The 16,898-nt window shown below is 57.8% G+C and carries 14 protein-coding genes and 1 riboswitch; of the genes, 10 read left to right on the forward strand and 4 right to left on the reverse strand.

Going from position 1 to position 16,898, the window contains the following annotated elements:
• Positions 1 to 19 precede the first annotated feature (19 nt).
• The gene (locus tag AB1F12_RS12915) at positions 20 to 382 is read right to left on the reverse strand and encodes a response regulator (protein ID WP_368184781.1); all 363 of its coding nucleotides are present in this window, start codon (positions 380 to 382) and stop codon (positions 20 to 22) included.
• A 205-nt stretch (positions 383 to 587) separates the two neighbouring features.
• On the opposite strand from AB1F12_RS12915, the gene AB1F12_RS12920 reads away from it, so the two are divergent.
• From AB1F12_RS12920 to AB1F12_RS12935, 4 genes are all read left to right on the forward strand, one after another.
• Positions 588 to 962, forward strand: coding sequence for a DUF1636 family protein (locus tag AB1F12_RS12920; protein ID WP_368184782.1), 375 nt, complete (start codon positions 588 to 590; stop codon positions 960 to 962).
• Positions 959 to 1,894, forward strand: coding sequence for a threonine-phosphate decarboxylase (locus AB1F12_RS12925; RefSeq protein ID WP_368184783.1), 936 nt, complete (start codon positions 959 to 961; stop codon positions 1,892 to 1,894). Before AB1F12_RS12920 ends, AB1F12_RS12925 begins: the two co-directional genes overlap by 4 nt.
• A 63-nt stretch (positions 1,895 to 1,957) precedes the next feature.
• Complete coding sequence (cbiB, locus tag AB1F12_RS12930; RefSeq protein ID WP_368184784.1) at positions 1,958 to 2,869, forward strand: adenosylcobinamide-phosphate synthase CbiB; 912 nt, start codon at positions 1,958 to 1,960, stop codon at positions 2,867 to 2,869.
• A gap of 58 nt (positions 2,870 to 2,927) precedes the next feature.
• The gene (locus tag AB1F12_RS12935) at positions 2,928 to 4,097 is read left to right on the forward strand and encodes a lytic murein transglycosylase (RefSeq protein ID WP_368184785.1); all 1,170 of its coding nucleotides are present in this window, start codon (positions 2,928 to 2,930) and stop codon (positions 4,095 to 4,097) included.
• 49 nt (positions 4,098 to 4,146) lie between these two features.
• Here AB1F12_RS12935 and AB1F12_RS12940 read toward each other — a convergent pair whose 3' ends face one another.
• A complete protein-coding gene (locus AB1F12_RS12940; RefSeq protein WP_368184786.1) occupies positions 4,147 to 4,521 on the reverse strand; it encodes a hypothetical protein in 375 nt (124 codons plus the stop codon).
• Positions 4,522 to 4,589: 68 nt separating this feature from the next.
• Positions 4,590 to 8,045, reverse strand: coding sequence for a chromosome segregation protein SMC (gene smc, locus AB1F12_RS12945; protein ID WP_368184787.1), 3,456 nt, complete (start codon positions 8,043 to 8,045; stop codon positions 4,590 to 4,592).
• A 199-nt stretch (positions 8,046 to 8,244) separates the two neighbouring features.
• A riboswitch (cobalamin riboswitch) is annotated at positions 8,245 to 8,469 on the forward strand.
• Between the two features lie 29 nt (positions 8,470 to 8,498).
• Here smc and AB1F12_RS12950 point away from each other — a divergent pair.
• From AB1F12_RS12950 to AB1F12_RS12960, 3 genes are all read left to right on the forward strand, one after another.
• Positions 8,499 to 9,176, forward strand: coding sequence for an energy-coupling factor ABC transporter permease (locus AB1F12_RS12950; protein ID WP_368184788.1), 678 nt, complete (start codon positions 8,499 to 8,501; stop codon positions 9,174 to 9,176).
• Positions 9,177 to 9,249: 73 nt separating this feature from the next.
• Positions 9,250 to 10,353 carry a cobalamin biosynthesis protein CobW gene (cobW, locus tag AB1F12_RS12955; protein ID WP_368184789.1) on the forward strand — a complete coding sequence of 368 codons (1,104 nt, stop codon included), beginning with the start codon at positions 9,250 to 9,252 and terminating at the stop codon, positions 10,351 to 10,353.
• Positions 10,350 to 10,799 carry a GNAT family N-acetyltransferase gene (locus tag AB1F12_RS12960; protein ID WP_368184790.1) on the forward strand — a complete coding sequence of 150 codons (450 nt, stop codon included), beginning with the start codon at positions 10,350 to 10,352 and terminating at the stop codon, positions 10,797 to 10,799. The genes cobW and AB1F12_RS12960 overlap by 4 nt, the downstream gene beginning before the upstream one ends.
• A 14-nt stretch (positions 10,800 to 10,813) precedes the next feature.
• Here the strand turns inward: AB1F12_RS12960 and AB1F12_RS12965 are convergent, their stop codons facing one another.
• Entirely contained in the window at positions 10,814 to 10,957 is a 144-nt protein-coding gene (locus AB1F12_RS12965; protein ID WP_368188402.1) for a hypothetical protein, read from the reverse strand.
• Between the two features lie 77 nt (positions 10,958 to 11,034).
• Here AB1F12_RS12965 and cobN point away from each other — a divergent pair, with 77 nt between their 5' ends.
• The 3 genes from cobN (at position 11,035) to cobO (ending at position 16,862) form a co-directional block, all read left to right on the forward strand.
• The gene (gene cobN / locus AB1F12_RS12970) at positions 11,035 to 14,763 is read left to right on the forward strand and encodes a cobaltochelatase subunit CobN (RefSeq protein ID WP_368184791.1); all 3,729 of its coding nucleotides are present in this window, start codon (positions 11,035 to 11,037) and stop codon (positions 14,761 to 14,763) included.
• Positions 14,764 to 14,929: 166 nt separating this feature from the next.
• Positions 14,930 to 16,141 carry a hypothetical protein gene (locus AB1F12_RS12975; RefSeq protein WP_368184792.1) on the forward strand — a complete coding sequence of 404 codons (1,212 nt, stop codon included), beginning with the start codon at positions 14,930 to 14,932 and terminating at the stop codon, positions 16,139 to 16,141.
• 112 nt (positions 16,142 to 16,253) lie between these two features.
• Positions 16,254 to 16,862, forward strand: a complete 609-nt coding sequence (cobO, locus tag AB1F12_RS12980) for a cob(I)yrinic acid a,c-diamide adenosyltransferase (protein ID WP_368184793.1) — start codon at positions 16,254 to 16,256, stop codon at positions 16,860 to 16,862.
• Positions 16,863 to 16,898: the final 36 nt, after the last annotated feature.

The following is a 16,898-nucleotide window of genomic DNA, read 5'->3' on the forward strand; positions in this document are numbered from 1 at the left end:
AGAGTACAGAACGCGAATTTCACGCCGCGCGGCCGTGGTGATCGACGATCGCGGCTAAATCTTCCGGCGGGGTTTGCGTTCTTAGAAACCCCGCCGCGTTAGGGATATGGCGAAAAATGGACCCATCGGAAAAAAACGTTGTATCGGTCACAAAGATGATTTTTGAATCCGGATGGCGGTATTGGGCATAATCCGCGACAGCCATGGCGCTGCCATTGTCCAGAAACAGGTCCAGAACGATCGCTTCATATGCCTTTTCGGCCAGGCATTCTAATGCCAGATCCCCGTCATAAACCAAGTCCACCTCAGCCCCGTATCTTTGCAGATGGGCGCGCCAGATCTGGGCCAGATGGGCTTTGCTTTCGACAATCAAAACATTCATGTTTTCTCCCATGCAATGTTGCTTTCTCACTACAAGATGTTGTCTTAACGCGATCAACCACTAGATAAGCCAGAAACTTACACGCTAAAAATTTACCCCTTAATTCCGCCCAAAGTGTTAACAAAACCTAAAAGTGACCAAAAGGTTATGTCACATTGGCGTGTTTTCGCTTCACAAATGACGAAAGATAGGACAAATCACGCTCATGAGCACATGGATTACAATTTGCGATACTTGCAAACGCGAAGATTGGGACGCCGACACCGCGTCACAGACCGATGGCGAAACATTGGCTGACCTGATCGAAGCCGCAGCGGCGCAAAAAACCGACGTCAAAACCCGTCGTGTTTCCTGCCTGATGGGCTGTGGGCATGGCTGTAACATCGCCATTCAGGCGGATGCCAAACTGGCCTATACATTGGGTAAATTTGAACCTGACACAGATAGCGCCCAAGCCATCGTAGACTATGCCGAAAAACACGCGCAATCCACGTCCGGCCAGGTTCCATATCGGGAATGGCCACAGGGCGTTAAGGGGCATTTTATCACCCGCCACCCCCCATTGCCGACATCCGAATGAACACGCCCCGCGATCATGGCGGCGGGCTGGACGCGGCGATTGCCAAATGGGGTGGGACACGTGCCGATTGGGTCGATCTTTCCACCGGTATCAATCCCGTCGCTTATCCTGTAGGGTCGTTTGCCCCGGATGCATGGACGGCATTGCCTGATCGCGCGGCGTTTGATCAACTGGAACAGGCCGCGCGCAATCTATGGAATGTGCCGGTTGATTTGGATGTGATCATCGCCCCCGGCGCATCCGCTTTGATTGCGCGGATCCCGGCACTGGCCAAGGCCGCCGATGTCACGATCCCGGCCCCGACCTATAATGAACATGCCGCCGCATTTGTTGCCAATGGCTGGCAGGTGCACCCTAACGGCCCCGCCAAAGCGCGCGTCATCGTGAACCCCAACAACCCAGATGGGCGGGTTTGGACGGCCGCCGATGCACAGGCGGATTTCTGCATCATCGACGAAAGCTTTGGCGACGTTGCGCCCGACACCTCTTTGATGGCCTGTGCCCAAACCCCCAACACAATTGTGCTCAAAAGCTTTGGGAAATTTTGGGGGCTGGCCGGAATGCGGCTTGGATTTGCCATTGGACGCCCGGAAACGCTTGCTCCACTGCGAGAGGCCATTGGCCCTTGGCAGGTATCTGGCCCGGCCTTGCAAACCGGGGCCACCGCATTGGCGGATTACAATTGGGCAATTGCCACCCGCGCACGTCTGGCCAAAGACGCCGCGTTTCTGGATCAGGCCATGGCCCCGCATGGTGCTCTGGTTGGTGGGACATCGCTGTTTCGTCTGTACCAAGTGCCAGACGCCGTTGCCTTTCAAACCCGCTTGGCCGAACAGAAAATCTGGTCGCGGGTTTTCCCCTATTCCAAAACGTGGCTGCGTTTGGGTCTGCCACATCCAGATCAACACACCCGCATCTCCGCCGCCCTCTAAAGGGATGGGGGGCGGGGTGATGCCGCTTGCGGCGAACGTCCCTCCCATCTTATAGCTTTCCCCATGAGCCTCGCGACCGCCCTCCTTCTTGCCATGATCCTTGATGCGCTATTTGGCGAACCCGAATGGCTATGGTCACGCATTCCGCATCCCGCAATCCTGATGGGCCGTGTCATCGATTACATGGACAAACGCTTCAATCGCGGCACAGGGCGTCGCATGCGCGGCACATTGGTGTTCATCAACCTCATTATGGCCGCCTTTTTGGGGGGGCTATTGCTGGCATATGTCCCCGGTCGCTGGATTGATATCGTGATTTGCGCGGTGCTTTTGGCTCAAAAATCCTTGACTACACATGTCCGCGCTGTCGCCGATGCGTTGCGCCTGTCGGTTGGGGATGGTCGTCGCACGGTTGCGATGATTGTGGGTCGTGACACAGACGGCATGCCCGCCCCAGCCATTGCCCGTTCCGCCATTGAATCCGCCGCCGAAAATCAATCCGACGGGGTCATCGCCCCTGCATTTTGGTTTTTGGTGGGCGGCCTGCCCGGTCTGTTGATCTACAAAATCACCAACACCGCGGACAGTATGATCGGCTACAAAACCGGTCGCCATCTGGAATTCGGCTGGGCCGCAGCCCGGTTTGACGACTTGCTCAACCTGATCCCGGCCCGCCTAACCGCGTTGTTCATCTGGATCACCGCCCCCCATTGCGGTGGATATGTTGCGATCCGCGACGATGCGGCATTGCATCGATCCCCCAATGCGGGCTGGCCAGAATCAGCCATGGCGCGCGTCCTGAATGTCGCATTATCCGGCCCGCGCACCTATCACGGCCGCCTGCGCAACTATCCTTATGTCAACACAACAGGCCAGCATGATATCGGCCCAGATGCGATAGACGCGGCGGTTCAGACCCTGTGGCGATCATGGGCCGTGGCCTTTGGCGTGGTTCTTATGGTCATGATTTTCTGACCTTTGTCGGCTTGGATGATCCTGTTACCTTGCCCAAAACCCTCTGAAAGGAAGCTTTATGCGCCTCGCCCTATCCCTTGCCGCCACTTTTCTGGCAGGCGCTGTTTCCGCTCAGACATGCGGCGGCACCTTTGGTGCCTTTGTCCAAGACCTGAAATCTGAGGCCACAAGTCGCGGCCATTCTGCGTCCAATGTGGATGCGTTTTTTGCATCCGTGCGCCATGACCCCGCCGTCATTCGCGCGGACCGGTCCCAAGGCGTGTTTCAGCGCGATTTCGTCGACTTTTCCCGCCGCCTTATTTCTTCGAACCGGGTGCAAAACGGTGCGTCTTATGGGCAGCGCTATGATGCGATATTTGATCGGATCGACACCGAATACGGCGTTCCCCGCGGAGTTTTGCTGGCCTTTTGGGCGTTTGAAACCGACTTTGGTCAGGTGCAGGGTGATTTTAACACGTTAAACGCTCTGGTCACTTTGGCCCATGATTGCCGGCGTCCAGAATTGTTCCGCCCTCAGGTCTTTGCGGCCCTGCAATTGTTCGACCGCGGTGACTTCAATCCCGCCACGACAACCGGCGCATGGGCTGGCGAAATCGGCCAAGTGCAAATGCTGCCCGCCGATATCCTAAAAAATGGTCGCGATGGCGATGGGGACGGTCAGGTTGACCTGAAACGGTCGTCACCCGATGCCCTACTGTCAGGCGCTGCTATGTTGCACGATCTGGGTTGGCGCGCCGGTGAACCATGGCTACAAGAAATCACCGTGCCCTCGGATCTGGACTGGCGCATGACCGGGCTTGATACCGAAATGTCCGTCGGCCAATGGCAGGCGCTTGGCGTGAATGCGCGCACCGGATCATTGGCACCGGCCAGCATGCAGGCATCTGTCCTATTGCCCATGGGGCGCAACGGCCCCGCCTTCCTCGCCTATCCCAATTACCGGGTCTATTTTGAATGGAACCAAAGCTTTGTTTACGTCACCACAGCCGCCTATTTTGCCACCCGTTTGATGGGCGCGCCGGTTTATGACGCGGGCAATGCCGAAACCGGACTAAACGGCGATCAAATGAAAGAGCTACAACGCAAATTGCAGGCGCGTGGTTACGATGTGGGCGGGGTTGATGGCATCCTTGGTGCGAAAACCCGTAGCGCGGTTCAGGCCGAACAGGCCCGCCTTGGCCTGCCCGCAGATGCATGGCCCACGCCTGCTCTCCTCAACCGTCTATAACGGGCTGGCGGGAGGGGCGTCGGCAAAGCCGCGCGTCTCTTGCCACCCGCTAAGGGCGCACTGGAAACCGCCCACCTTCTTGGGTGATCACCACCAATCGGTCCCCTGATTTCACGTATAGATCACACCGCGACAGCCCATTTTCATAGGTAACGCACACCACGCCGTCATCTGACAATTGATAGGTCCCAAACGACGTTGCCCCACCATTGATATCCGACAATGTATAGGCATAGCCGCCATCGGGGGAAAACTGCGCTTGCCCATCATCATAAAACACCAAAGGTCCGGGCATTATGGCCGCCTCCAGCGTGGCTCTGTCCAGGCGCTGATCAGTCCCATGAACGGCCCAGTCCTGTGCCAAAGCTGGGGATGCTAAAACGGGGGTCGCGGCCAGCAAACTGGCCCAAATAAAATTTTTCATATCCCAGACATACCGCATCCGCGCGGTCTGACCTTTCACATTTGTGTCAGGCAGAATGATGCCGCCATTTAGGCCACCAATTGTTCGGCTTTTTTCAGATCCACAGACACCAATTGGCTGACACCCTGTTCGCCCATCGTCACCCCAAACAACCGGTCCATACGGCTCATGGTGACTGCGTGGTGGGTGATGATCAAAAACCGCGTATCGGTGCGCCGCGTCATTTCATCCAGCAGATCACAGAACCGCCCCACATTGGCGTCATCCAGCGGCGCGTCGACCTCATCCAGCACACAAATCGGCGCGGGATTGGCCAAAAACACCGCAAAGATCAGCGCCATCGCCGTCAGGGTCTGTTCCCCCCCCGACAACAGGCTCAAAGTGCTCAGTTTTTTGCCCGGTGGTTGGCACATGATTTCCAGCCCGGCTTCCAGCGGGTCATCGCTTTCGACCAGAACCAAGTTCGCCTCTCCGCCGCCAAACAGATGGGTGAACAGCACCGAAAAGCTGCGATTCACTTCTTCGAATGCGGTCAAAAGCCGTTCACGGCCTTCTTTGTTCAGGCCCGCAATCCCAGTGCGCAACGCTTTGATCGCCTCTTCCAGATCCAGCTTTTCTTTGACCAGCAAATCATGCTCATCCTGGACCTCTTTGGCGTCTTCTTCGGCGCGCAAATTCACCGCCCCCAACGCGTCGCGCTGCCGTTTCAACCGATTCACATCTGCCTCAATGGCCTCAGAGCTGGGCATTTTTTCGGGGTCAGCATCCAGACCTTCCAGCAAATCTTGGGGCGTGGTTTCCAGCGTTTCCATGATCCGTTCTGCGGCGGCATCCACGGTTTCACGCGCCCCGTCTGCGCGGGCTTCGGCGGCGGCGCGGGCTTCGCGGGCCTCAGATGCCTGACGCTCTGCCTCGCGTTCGGTCACGGTCATTTCGCGCAGATCAGTTTCCGCCTGTGCCAACTTATCCGCACTGGCCTTGCGCCGTGTTTCTGCCTCTTCGATCCCCGTGGCCAGCTCGGCGCGTTTGGCCGCAATTTCGCCCGGCGCTGCACTGGCCCCTTCTAATTCCGCTTCGTTTTCGGCTTTGCGATCCGCCAGTTCAGCGGTGCGTTTATTGGCGGTTTCCAATCGGTGACGCCAACCCGACACGTCTTTGGTGATCTGTTGGCTGCGTTTGGTGCGCGCATCGCCTTCGCGGCGCAATTCGTCATGGGCCGCACGGCGGGTCATCATGGTGATCCGCGCGGCTTCTACGGCCATTTTGACCTGTTCCACCTCGTCACGCGCATCATCCAGATCACCCAGCTGCGCCACCGCCGCTTCGGCTTCTTTCAACTGCACCCGCGCGGCGGATGCATCTTCTTCGTGGCGGCGCAACGTCAGGCCAAAGGTTTCCAACTTGCCTTCGGCCATGTTTTTATCAGCATCTGCACGGCTAAGCTCACGCGCGGCGTCGGCCATCAACCGATCCGCATCCCGTCGGGCTTGGCGCGCGGCTTGGTCGGCTTCGGTTAGGGCCGTCAGGCGGCGGGTCAGTTCGGAATGGGCCAATTTAGTGCCATCCGCGCGGGATTTGGCGTCTTCTAGGTCGCGTTTCAATTCCACCAACCGGTTCAATTGCTGCAATCGCAACGCTGCCGCAGATGGCGCATCCTCGGCCCCGGCGCGGAACCCGTCCCAGCGCCACAGATCGCCCTCTAGGCTGACCAAGCGCTGGCCGGGTTTCAGCGTGCCCTGTAATTGCGCGCCCTCAACCCGATTGACCAGCCCCACCTGCCCCATGCGGCGTTCCAGAACATCTGGAACCTTGACGAAATTGGTCATCGCCTGCACGCCATCTGGCAGGGGTTGTTGCGACAGATAGGTGGGCAACGCAACCCAGCCGGTCACCGCGTCCATATTGATTGCAGGGGCGCGCAGATCATCGGCCAAAGCCGCGCCCAGCGCCTTTTCATAGCCGCCCTCAACGGTCAGCTGATCCATGATCTGGCTGCCTTCGGGGGCGTCGCGATCCACCAGTTTGGCCAGCGCGTTCACCTCTGCCATCAAAGCGTTCGCCTCGCCCTCAGCCTCGGAGCGGGCCACGCGCGCATCGCTTTCGCGGCTTTGCGCTTCGGCGCGGGCGGCTTCGGTTTGCAGTAGTGTTTCTTCGGCGGCCGCCACGGTGGTGGCGGCGGCTTCGGATTTGGCTTGGGCGGCGTTCAGATCCTCGGCGGATTTGGCCAGCGCGGCCTTGGCTTCGGTGCTGGCAATGCGGGCGCGTTCGGCGTCGCTTTCGTTGCGGGTCAGTGTTTTCTGACTGTCATCCAACAGACGTTTGGCCGATTGGTGCCGCGCTGACAGACGTGCCATATCTTCGGTGCGCCGGGTCATGTCGCTTTCGCGTTCTTGCAGCAATTGCGCGGCGTCTTGGGCCTGTTTGTCGGCCTCACTTAGCTTTTCGTCGTGGCCTTCGCTGGCTTTGGCCAATTGATCGGCCTCCCAATCCAGCCGTTCAATCGTTTCGCCTGCATCTTTGTTCAGCCCGGCTTCGCGGTCGATGTCACGGGTCAATTGCGCAATGCGGGATGTCAGCGTTTCGATTGTATCTTGGGCGCGTTTTTCCTGATCCGCCAAGGTGTCACGCTGCACTTGCAAGCGTTGCAGCACTGCGGCGGCAATTGCTTCTTCTTCGCGCAACGGTGGCAGCACGTCTTCTTGGGCGGTGCGGGCTTTGCTGGCTTGACGCGCGGCCCCTTCGGCGGTGGCGGCCGCAACAGTGCGTTCCTTCAGATAGGCTTGGGCGGCGGCGCGGGCTTCGTCGGCTTCTTTCCATCGGCGATACAGCAGCAATCCTTCGGCCAGACGCAGATTGCCACCAATTTCGCGATACCGGGCGGCCTGTCGTGCCTGGCGGGCCAATTGCCCCAATTGCCCGGCCAGCTGTTCGATCACGTCATCGACACGGGTCAGGTTTTGCTCCGCGCCTTTTAGCTTCAGCTCTGCTTCGTGGCGACGTTGATACAGGCCTGAAATCCCGGCCGCCTCTTCTAGGATGCGACGGCGGGCTTTGGGTTTGGCGTTGATCAGTTCAGAAATCTGCCCCTGCCGCACCAAAGCCGGGGAATGCGCCCCGGTGGACGCATCCGCAAACAGCATCTGAACATCGCGCGCGCGTACATCTTTGGCCCCGACTTTGTAGGCGGACCCCACATCGCGGGTGATGCGGCGGGTGATTTCCAACAGGTCATTGTCGTTGAACCCTGCCGGGGCCAGCCGTTCGGTGTTGTCGATCTGCAAAACCACTTCGGCGAAATTGCGCGCGGGACGCGATGATGCGCCCGCAAAAATCACGTCTTCCATGCCGCCCCCGCGCATGGCGGTGGGGCGGTTTTCGCCCATCACCCAACGCAACGCTTCGAGCAGATTGGATTTGCCACAGCCATTTGGACCCACCACCCCGGTCAGACCATCGGTGATGATCAGATCGGTCGGATCGACAAAGCTTTTGAAGCCGTTGAGCCTGAGTTTGGTGAACCGCAATGGGGCCTCGTGTGATTCTGGTTGATCGTAAAAGTCTGATCAGGGCAGGCATCTGTGTCAATGAAAGACCCCCGTATCTGGGATAACCTGCCCACTTATCCACAAGATATTGCGGATAATCGCCGATATCCGCCCTCAAAATGCGACGTTATTGCCCCCCATCGCGTCGGAATCCGGCTTGACCCAAATGGGACGTTAACCCACAAAGGCCCGACATGGTTCCCGATGAGGGGTGCAAAGCACCTTGAGGGATCAAAAGGGAATATGGTGCGGACCGATCCAATCAGGAGGTTCAATGCCACAACCGCCCCCGCGACTGTAAGCGGTGCGCGTCCGTCATAGGCCACTGAGGAACACATCCTTGGGAAGGCGACGGAGGCCACGACCGCAAGTCAGGAGACCTGCCATGTGTAGACATAACCACCGTCGGGGATGACGGTAAAGGAGAGAGATATGCATATCGAACCTGGCGTCGTACACGGCGCCAAAATGGCACTGAGCGTCGCAACCGCAGCTGGCTCGGCCACAATCGCCGCAAAATTGATCTGGGACAGCCTGAAGGATAAGGGGCCGATTTCCCTGATCGCGCGCAGTGCCATCGCCACAATCTGTGTGTTCATTTTCTTCGAAGTGTTGCCCCATTTTGCGGTCGGTATTTCCGAAGTGCACTTTATTTTGGGCACCACATTGTTGCTGGTTCTGGGCACAGCCCCGGCTGCGATTGGTCTGGCCGCAGGTCTGGCGCTGCAGGGCATGCTATTTGCCCCATCTGATGTACCGATGTTTACAGTGAACGTCACAACATTGCTGATGCCGTTGTTTGCCATCCATTTTGTCGCCAAAAAAATCGTACCCTCTGACATGGCCTATGTTGATCTGTCTTATGGACAGGCGTTGAAACTATCAGCCGCCTATCAGGGTGGCGTGATCGCATGGGTCGCATTCTGGGCGATTTATGGTCAGGGTTTTGGCGCAGACAATCTGGCATCGGTTGCCTCTTTTGGCTTGGCCTATGCATCGGTTTTGTTGATCGAACCAATTGTCGATCTCGCGGTTTTGGCAGCCGCCAAAAAACTGAACAACATGAATGGATCCGGATTGGTTTCTACGCGTCTATATAACGCGGCCTAACCCTATCTGATCACGACATTCTTACGCCGGCGGCCCTTTTGTCGCCGGCTTTTTCTGATTTTAGAGGTCTGTCATGCCAGCCAAAATACCCGCCACTGTTGTCACCGGTTTCCTCGGAGCAGGGAAAACCACATTGATCCGCCATATGTTGCAAAACGCCAATGGCAAACGGATTGCGCTGATCATCAATGAATTTGGCGATCTGGGCGTGGATGGGGACATCCTAAAGGGGTGCGGGGACGAAACCTGCACCGAAGACGACATCATGGAATTGTCCAATGGGTGCATCTGTTGCACTGTCGCCGATGATTTTATCCCAACGATGGAAAAGCTGCTAGAGCGTGAAAACGCCCCCGATCATATCGTGATTGAAACATCCGGTCTGGCCCTGCCGCAACCGTTGGTGCGTGCGTTTAACTGGCCGGGTATTTCCACCAAGGTCACCGTGGACGGCGTGGTCACCGTGGTCGATGGCAAAGCCGTGCATGACGGACAATTCGCCCATAACATCGCCGCCGTGGACGCCCAGCGCGCTATGGATGAAAATCTGGATCATGAAACGCCGCTGTCTGAGTTGTTCGAAGATCAGATCGCCTGTGCGGACATGATTGTGGTCAACAAATCCGACCTGCTAGAGGCGGATCAGGCTGATGCGCTGACGTCCAAACTGAAAACCGACAGTCGCGATGGCGTGCAGGTGGTGCGCGCCACGATGGGCGCGCTGCCCGTCGACGTGTTGCTGGGCCAAGGCATCGGTGCCGAGGCGGACATGGATGCACGCGGCGAGGTGCATCACCACCACCATGATGGCCACCACGACGATCATCATGACGACCATCACCATGACGATCACGATGGCGATCATCACCACCACCATCATCACGACCACGATCATGACGCCTTTGAAAGCTTTGTTGTCACCTGCGGCGAAGTCACAGATGCGGCCGCATTTGCCCAGCAAGTGGCCGACGTGATCCGGGCCAATGACATCCTGCGCCTCAAAGGGTTCGCCGCTGTGGCGGGTAAACCGATGCGCCTGACCTTGCAGGCTGTTGGTCCACGAGTGGACACTTACTTCGATCAGCCCTTTGGCGATCAGCCCCGCGAAACGCGGCTGGTTGTGATCGGTCAGGCTGGGCTGGATCACGCCAAAATCACGCAGGCCCTACAAGCATGATTTTGATCGAGCCGGGAAATCCACGGGATCCGCAAACCACGGCGCTGCTGAAACAAAGCCACGCCTTGATGCAATCCCTGTTCCCGGCCGATGCTTGCCTGTTTCTGCCCATTGATGCGCTTTGTGCCGATCATATCCGGTTCTTTGTGGCGCGTCAGGGGCAGACGCAATTGGGCACTTGCGCGATTGCATTGAAAGATGGCTACGCAGAGGTGAAATCCATGTTCACCACGCCCGACGCCCGCGGCAAAGGTGTCGGCGCCGCCCTGATCCGCCAAATCGAAGACGCCGCCCGCGCTGAAAACATCACTATGTTGAAACTGGAAACCGGCACGGGGCTTGACGCCGCGCACCGGCTTTATGAACGTTTTGGGTTCACCTATTGTGATCCCTTTGGCGATTACGAAGCCAGCGAATTTTCCGTCTTTATGGAAAAAACACTGTGACCCCGCCCATTGCCTTAGGTGTCGGTTTTGTCCGACTTAGCAGATTGCGCGGCCTTCATCCGCGCCAGCAATTCGGCTTTGCTGTCTTGCTGACCAAACGGCTTTTTCTTGGACCCATGTGCGTTATGTTCTTGGTGTCTGGGGGTGTTTTTACCCATTTTCGGCGCTCCTGCGGCTTTGTAATCCATAATGTCGTCCTCTCACTTGGCGCCCCTCTAACACGCAAGGTTTCCTGATGCACCTGCTTGCTGCGACCCCCGGATCCATTGACGACGGCAAAGAACCGGTCGATTTGGGCCAAACCCCTGCGGATGTGGTGGTGATTTCAGCCGCCGATACGGAATTGGCGGCGCTGTCACAGGCCCATGCGAATCGCGGCGGGGATCAGACATTGCGATTGGCTTCGATGATGCATTTGATCCATCCGATGTCGGTGGATTTGCATCTGGACCAATGCGCCACCAAATCCCGGTTGGTTGTGGCGCGGGTTCTGGGCGGTGCGGGCTATTGGAAATACGGATTTGAACAATATGCTGCGTGCCTGCATGAGGCAGGCATTCCCTTTGCCGCCCTGCCCGGCGACGACAAACCCGACCCGGAACTGCGTGAATTTTCCACCGTTTCGGGCGCGGATTATGACGCGCTATGGTCCTATCTGGTCGAAGGCGGCCCACAAAATGCCCGCCATTTCCTAGATTACACCACCACCATGCTAGAGGGCGGCGAAACACCCCCGCCCGCCAAGCCGCTGCTGCGCGCTGGCATCTATTGGCCCGGCCCCGGTCTGGCCGACATCGCCACCGCGCAGGCTGATTGGACCAAAGACGCGCCCGTCGTGCCGATCATTTTCTACCGCGCCTTGGTGCAGGGTGCTGGGCTCAATCCGATGAACCGGTTGACCAAAACCCTGTTGCGCGCCGGGCTAAATCCGCTGCCGATCTTTGTCGCCTCTCTCAAAGATCCGGTCAGCCAAGCGACCTTGGACACCCTATTTCGCGCCGCGCCGCCCAGCGTGATCCTGAACTGCACATCCTTTGCGGTTGGGTCCCCCCATGCGGGCGATGACAGCCCCGTTAACCCCCTCACAACTGAGGCCGCCAACGCCGCGCCGGTGTTTCAGGTTGTGCTAGCCGCGTCATCAGAACAGGTTTGGGAAGAAGGCCTAAACGGTCTATCCGCGCGCGACATCGCCATGAACGTCGCCCTGCCCGAAGTGGACGGGCGCATTCTGACCCGCGCCATCAGTTTTAAGGGCGAGGCGTTTTTTGACGATGCCACCGAATGCCCGATTGCCACCTATCAAGCGCGCGGTGATCGCATCGATTTTGTCACCGACTTGGCCAAAAACTGGGCGCGTTTGCGTGACAACAACGTGGCCGACCGCAAAGCCGCACTGATCCTAGCCAATTACCCCAACAAAGACGGGCGTTTGGCCAATGGCGTTGGGCTGGATACCCCCGCAGGCACGGTGCATGTGCTGACCCTGATGCAACAGGCCGGTTACACGACCCAGCCCCCCGAAAATGCCCAGGCGTTGATGGATCAAATCATGGCCGGGCCAACCAATTGGCTGACGGATCGTGCGGATAAACAGGGCGGGGAAATCCTGCCAATGGATGTTTATAAAACACATTTTGACGCGCTGCCCTACGCGTCCAAACAGCAAATCATTGATCGTTGGGGCGCGCCCGAAACCGACCCGTTTTTTGCCCCCTCAGATGACACCAGCACCCCCGGCTTTGCCCTGTCCATTCACCGATTTGGCAATGCCGTTATCGGCCTGCAACCGGCGCGTGGCTATAACATCGATCCGACCGATACCTATCATTCGCCCGATCTGGTCCCGCCGCATAATTACCTCGCGTTTTATTTCTGGCTGCGTCACCACTGGGGTGCGGACGCGATTGTGCATATGGGCAAACACGGCAATCTGGAATGGTTGCCGGGCAAAGCCATCGCCCTGTCGCAAACCTGCTGGCCCGAAATCACGCAGGGCACAACGCCGCATATCTATCCGTTTATCGTCAATGATCCGGGCGAAGGCACCCAAGCCAAACGCCGCGCCAGCGCTGTGATTATCGACCACCTAACCCCGCCCCTGACCCGCGCCGAAAGCTATGGCCCGTTGCGTGATCTAGAGGCATTGGTAGACGAATATTACGAAGCCGCCGGCGTGGACCCACGCCGCATCACCCATCTGCGCCGCGAAATCCTATCCCTGTCTGATGTAACTGGATTGGCCGCAGATGTAGGGTTTGACGGCGATGAGGATGGCGATCTGGCCAAACTTGACGCCTATTTATGTGAACTAAAGGAAGCCCAAATTCGCGACGGTTTACACGTGTTCGGTCAAAGTCCAACGGACCAACAGGAACGCGATCTGGCGATTGCGCTGGCCCGTGTGCCGCGCGGCGATGGCACCGGGGCTGATGCGTCTTTGCTGCGGGCTTTGGCGCTGGATCTGGATCTGCAAATTGATCCGCTGGATTGTGATTTGGCCGCGCCTGCCGGGCACAAACCAGACCTGCTCGCCCCGCTGACACCACAGACGTGGCGCACCAATGGCGACAGCGTTGAACGGCTTGAACTTTTGTCCCAATCCCTATTGCGGGACGGGGGGTGGGGCGTCGCCCAAGCAGACCAACGCGCGACACCACCGGGTCCGGCCTCAACCGCAGTTCTGAAAGAAATCCAATCCAATATCCTGCCGATCCTGCAATCCTGCGGCCCCAACGAAGGCGCCGCTGTGCTGAATGCCCTATCAGGGCAGGCCACACCCGCGGGCCCCTCTGGCGCGCCGACACGTGGCCGTCTGGACGTGCTGCCCACCGGCAAAAACTTCTATTCTGTGGACAGTCGCGCCGTGCCGACACCAACCGCATGGGCGCTGGGATGGAAATCCGCCAATCTGCTGATCGAAAAGCACCTTCAGGATCATGGCGACTGGCCGCGCAGCCTGTTGCTGACCGCATGGGGCACGGCCAACATGCGCACGGGTGGTGATGACATCGCACAGGCCTTGGCCCTGATGGGGGTAAAGCCCAAATGGGACGCTGCCAATCGGCGCGTCACGGGCTTTGACATCTTACCGATCAACACGCTGGGCCGCCCGCGTGTCGATGTCACGTTGCGTGTCTCTGGCTTCTTTCGCGATGCGTTCCCGCAATTGATCGCCTTGGTGGATTCCGCCGCCCGCGCCATTCAGCAACTCGACGAAACCCCGGATCAAAACCCCGCCGCCGCCCGCGCCAAATCCGGCGAAGCGACATCGCGGGTTTATGGTTCAAAACCGGGCGCTTATGGGGCTGGGCTTCAGGCGTTGATCGATGAACGTATCTGGTCGCAAAAATCCGACTTTGGCGATGCCTATCTGGAATGGGGCAGCTATGCCTATGGCGCCGGTCAGGACGGGGCCGCGGATCGCGCCGGGCTGGAACAGCGATTGACCCAGGTTGATGCCATTGTGCAAAACCAGGACAACCGCGAACATGACGTTTTGGACAGCGACGATTATTACCAATTCGAAGGCGGGGCCGCCGCCGCCGTGGCCACATTGCAAGGCCAAGATCGTCCGATTTATCATAACGACCATTCGCGCCCAGAACGGCCCGTCATTCGCACGCTAGACGATGAAATCGCCCGCGTTGTCCGGTCTCGCGTGGTGAATCCAAAATGGATCGATGGCGTCAAACGCCATGGTTACAAAGGCGCATTCGAAATCGCCGCCACAGTGGATTATCTGTTTGCCTTTGCCGCCACCACCGGCACGGTGCGCAACCACCATTTCGACATGGTCGAAGCCGCCTTTCTTGAGGATGACGAAACCCGCGACTTTATCGGGGATCACAACGCACCTGCCCTGCGTGACATTGCACAGCGATTACAAGAAGCGATTGATCGCGACCTCTGGCAACCCAAGTCAAATTCGGCCCGCGCCCGGATTGCGGGTCTGTTGGACGGATAAGCCCCCAAACAGGCGCAAAGCGACGTTTGAGACGCTGCAAACCGTGTCAGACCCCACTTTGGGTTAATACATTTCGCTTTTGACATATGTCAAAGCACTACCTTTCGATAACACATAACACTTTCCTAATGTTTTAATTTCGGCCCCCCGGCCAAAGGAGAGAGCCATGCAAACCCAAACCCGCCCGGCGGACACATATTCGCCGCTATATTTCCTCGCCTCGCTCGGCGCAGGTGGCCTGTCGGTCACGTTTTTCATGTATCTGATGTTCTGGGTGCCCCATCCCGGCAAACCCGTCCCCGTTTTCGAAGATATCATGGCCGCGTGGTCCACCGGTGCGCCCTTGATGCAATTGTCGATCGCGATCGCCGGTTTGGGCATTGCGGCGATGGCCTTTTTGAACCTGAAAATGCTGTTCTGGAACCTTGGCGCCTATGCCAAATGGTCAAAAACGGATGCCTATTCCAAACTGCGTCAAACCAATGGTGAAACCACGTTGCTGGCCATGCCGCTGGCCTTGGCCATGTCGGTCAATGGCCTGTTTATCGTCGGTCTGGTTTTTGTGCCCGGCCTGTGGTCCATCGTCGAATACCTGTTTCCGGCGGCCATGATCGCGTTTCTGACCATTGGCTATCTGGCCTTTCGAATGATTGGCCATTTTTTAGGGCGGGTGCTGGCCCAAGGTGGCGTGTTTGACGTCACTGCGCACAATTCCTTTGCCCAGCTTTTGCCCGCCTTTGCCCTGTCCATGGTGGCCGTTGGTCTGTCCGCCCCGGCCGCCATGTCAGGCAACGCAACCGTTGTTGGGGTGTCGCTGATCCTGTCGACGTTCTTTGGCACCATCGCGCTGCTTTATACGGTGGTTGCAGGCATCACCGCGTTCAGTTCGATGCTGCAACACGGCACCGCCAAAGAGGCAGGCCCAACCCTGATGGTGATCATCCCGATCCTGACCATCCTTGGCATCATGTTTCTGCGTCAAAATCACGGGCTGCACACAACGTTTGAGGCCCATTCAGGCGCTGCGGATAACCTGATGTTTCTGACCCGGTTCCTGTCCATCCAAATCACCTTTGGTCTATTGGGTCTGCTGGTGCTCGCACGCCAAGGATATGCGCAGGCGTTCCTGACCGGCGACGGCAACTCGCCCGGTTCCTATGCCTTGGTCTGCCCGGGGGTTGCCCTGTCTGTGTTGGGCCATTTCTGGATCAACAAAGGTCTGGTCGGCGCAGCTGTGATCGCGAAATTTGGCATTGCCTACTGGACGCTGACCGCCATCGCTGTCGGGTTTCAGGTCGCCATGGTCCTGCTGGTTCTGTACCTGAACCGTCGCCATTTTGGCCGTGCAAAATCAGGCTATGCCGTGCCCGCAGAATAATCCGGGCCAACACATACCCCAAAGGGCGTCACATTTTGCGGCGCCCTTTGTTTTATGCTTGCACATGCGTCTGAGGTGATCCTAGATCAGATAACTAAATCGGAGAGAGATCATGACTGAAGACGCAGACCGCCACGCGATGAAGATGGTCAAGAAGAAGGCCGCACGCGATAAAATCATGGCCACCAAGACCGACAAAAAGGGTCTGATCATGGTCCATACCGGCAAAGGCAAAGGCAAATCTTCTGCTGCGTTTGGAATGATTTTCCGCTGCATCGCCCATGATATGAAATGCGCCGTGGTGCAATTCATCAAAGGCGGCATGGAATGCGGCGAACGCAATCTGATCCTCGATAAATTCAGCGACACATGTGAATTCCACACAATGGGCGAAGGGTTCACTTGGGAAACCCAAGATAAAACCCGCGATATTGAAATGGCGCAGGCCGCATGGGCCAAGGCCAAGGACCTGATCCGTGATCCATCTAACACGATGGTTTTGCTCGATGAAATCAACATCGCAATGCGCTATGATTACGTGGACGTCGCCGAAGTGGTCGCATTTTTGAAAACCGAAAAGCCAGAGCTGACCCATGTGGTTCTGACCGGCCGCAACGCCAAAGAAGAGTTGATCGAAGCCGCCGATCTGGTCACGGAAATGGAGCTGGTCAAACATCCGTTCCGTTCCGGCATCAAGGCGCAGATCGGCGTTGAATACTAAGCATAGCCCTGCCCTGCGGGTTGATCCTGCGGGGCA

Origin of the sequence: Aestuariibius sp. HNIBRBA575 (assembly GCF_040932005.1) — a bacterium.
Taxonomy (GTDB): domain Bacteria; phylum Pseudomonadota; class Alphaproteobacteria; order Rhodobacterales; family Rhodobacteraceae; genus CANLNM01.

Excerpts from the sequence above, each read along its gene's own strand:
- AB1F12_RS12915 (WP_368184781.1), bottom strand. The coding sequence starts at position 382 with ATGAATGTTTTGATTGTCGAAAGCAAAGCCCATCTGGCCCAGATCTGG.
- AB1F12_RS12920 (WP_368184782.1), top strand. The coding sequence starts at position 588 with ATGAGCACATGGATTACAATTTGCGATACTTGCAAACGCGAAGATTGG.
- AB1F12_RS12925 (WP_368184783.1), top strand. The coding sequence starts at position 959 with ATGAACACGCCCCGCGATCATGGCGGCGGGCTGGACGCGGCGATTGCC.
- cbiB (WP_368184784.1), top strand. The coding sequence starts at position 1,958 with ATGAGCCTCGCGACCGCCCTCCTTCTTGCCATGATCCTTGATGCGCTA.
- AB1F12_RS12935 (WP_368184785.1), top strand. The coding sequence starts at position 2,928 with ATGCGCCTCGCCCTATCCCTTGCCGCCACTTTTCTGGCAGGCGCTGTT.
- AB1F12_RS12940 (WP_368184786.1), bottom strand. The coding sequence starts at position 4,521 with ATGAAAAATTTTATTTGGGCCAGTTTGCTGGCCGCGACCCCCGTTTTA.
- AB1F12_RS12950 (WP_368184788.1), top strand. The coding sequence starts at position 8,499 with ATGCATATCGAACCTGGCGTCGTACACGGCGCCAAAATGGCACTGAGC.
- cobW (WP_368184789.1), top strand. The coding sequence starts at position 9,250 with ATGCCAGCCAAAATACCCGCCACTGTTGTCACCGGTTTCCTCGGAGCA.
- AB1F12_RS12960 (WP_368184790.1), top strand. The coding sequence starts at position 10,350 with ATGATTTTGATCGAGCCGGGAAATCCACGGGATCCGCAAACCACGGCG.
- AB1F12_RS12965 (WP_368188402.1), bottom strand. The coding sequence starts at position 10,957 with ATGGGTAAAAACACCCCCAGACACCAAGAACATAACGCACATGGGTCC.
- cobN (WP_368184791.1), top strand. The coding sequence starts at position 11,035 with ATGCACCTGCTTGCTGCGACCCCCGGATCCATTGACGACGGCAAAGAA.
- AB1F12_RS12975 (WP_368184792.1), top strand. The coding sequence starts at position 14,930 with ATGCAAACCCAAACCCGCCCGGCGGACACATATTCGCCGCTATATTTC.
- cobO (WP_368184793.1), top strand. The coding sequence starts at position 16,254 with ATGACTGAAGACGCAGACCGCCACGCGATGAAGATGGTCAAGAAGAAG.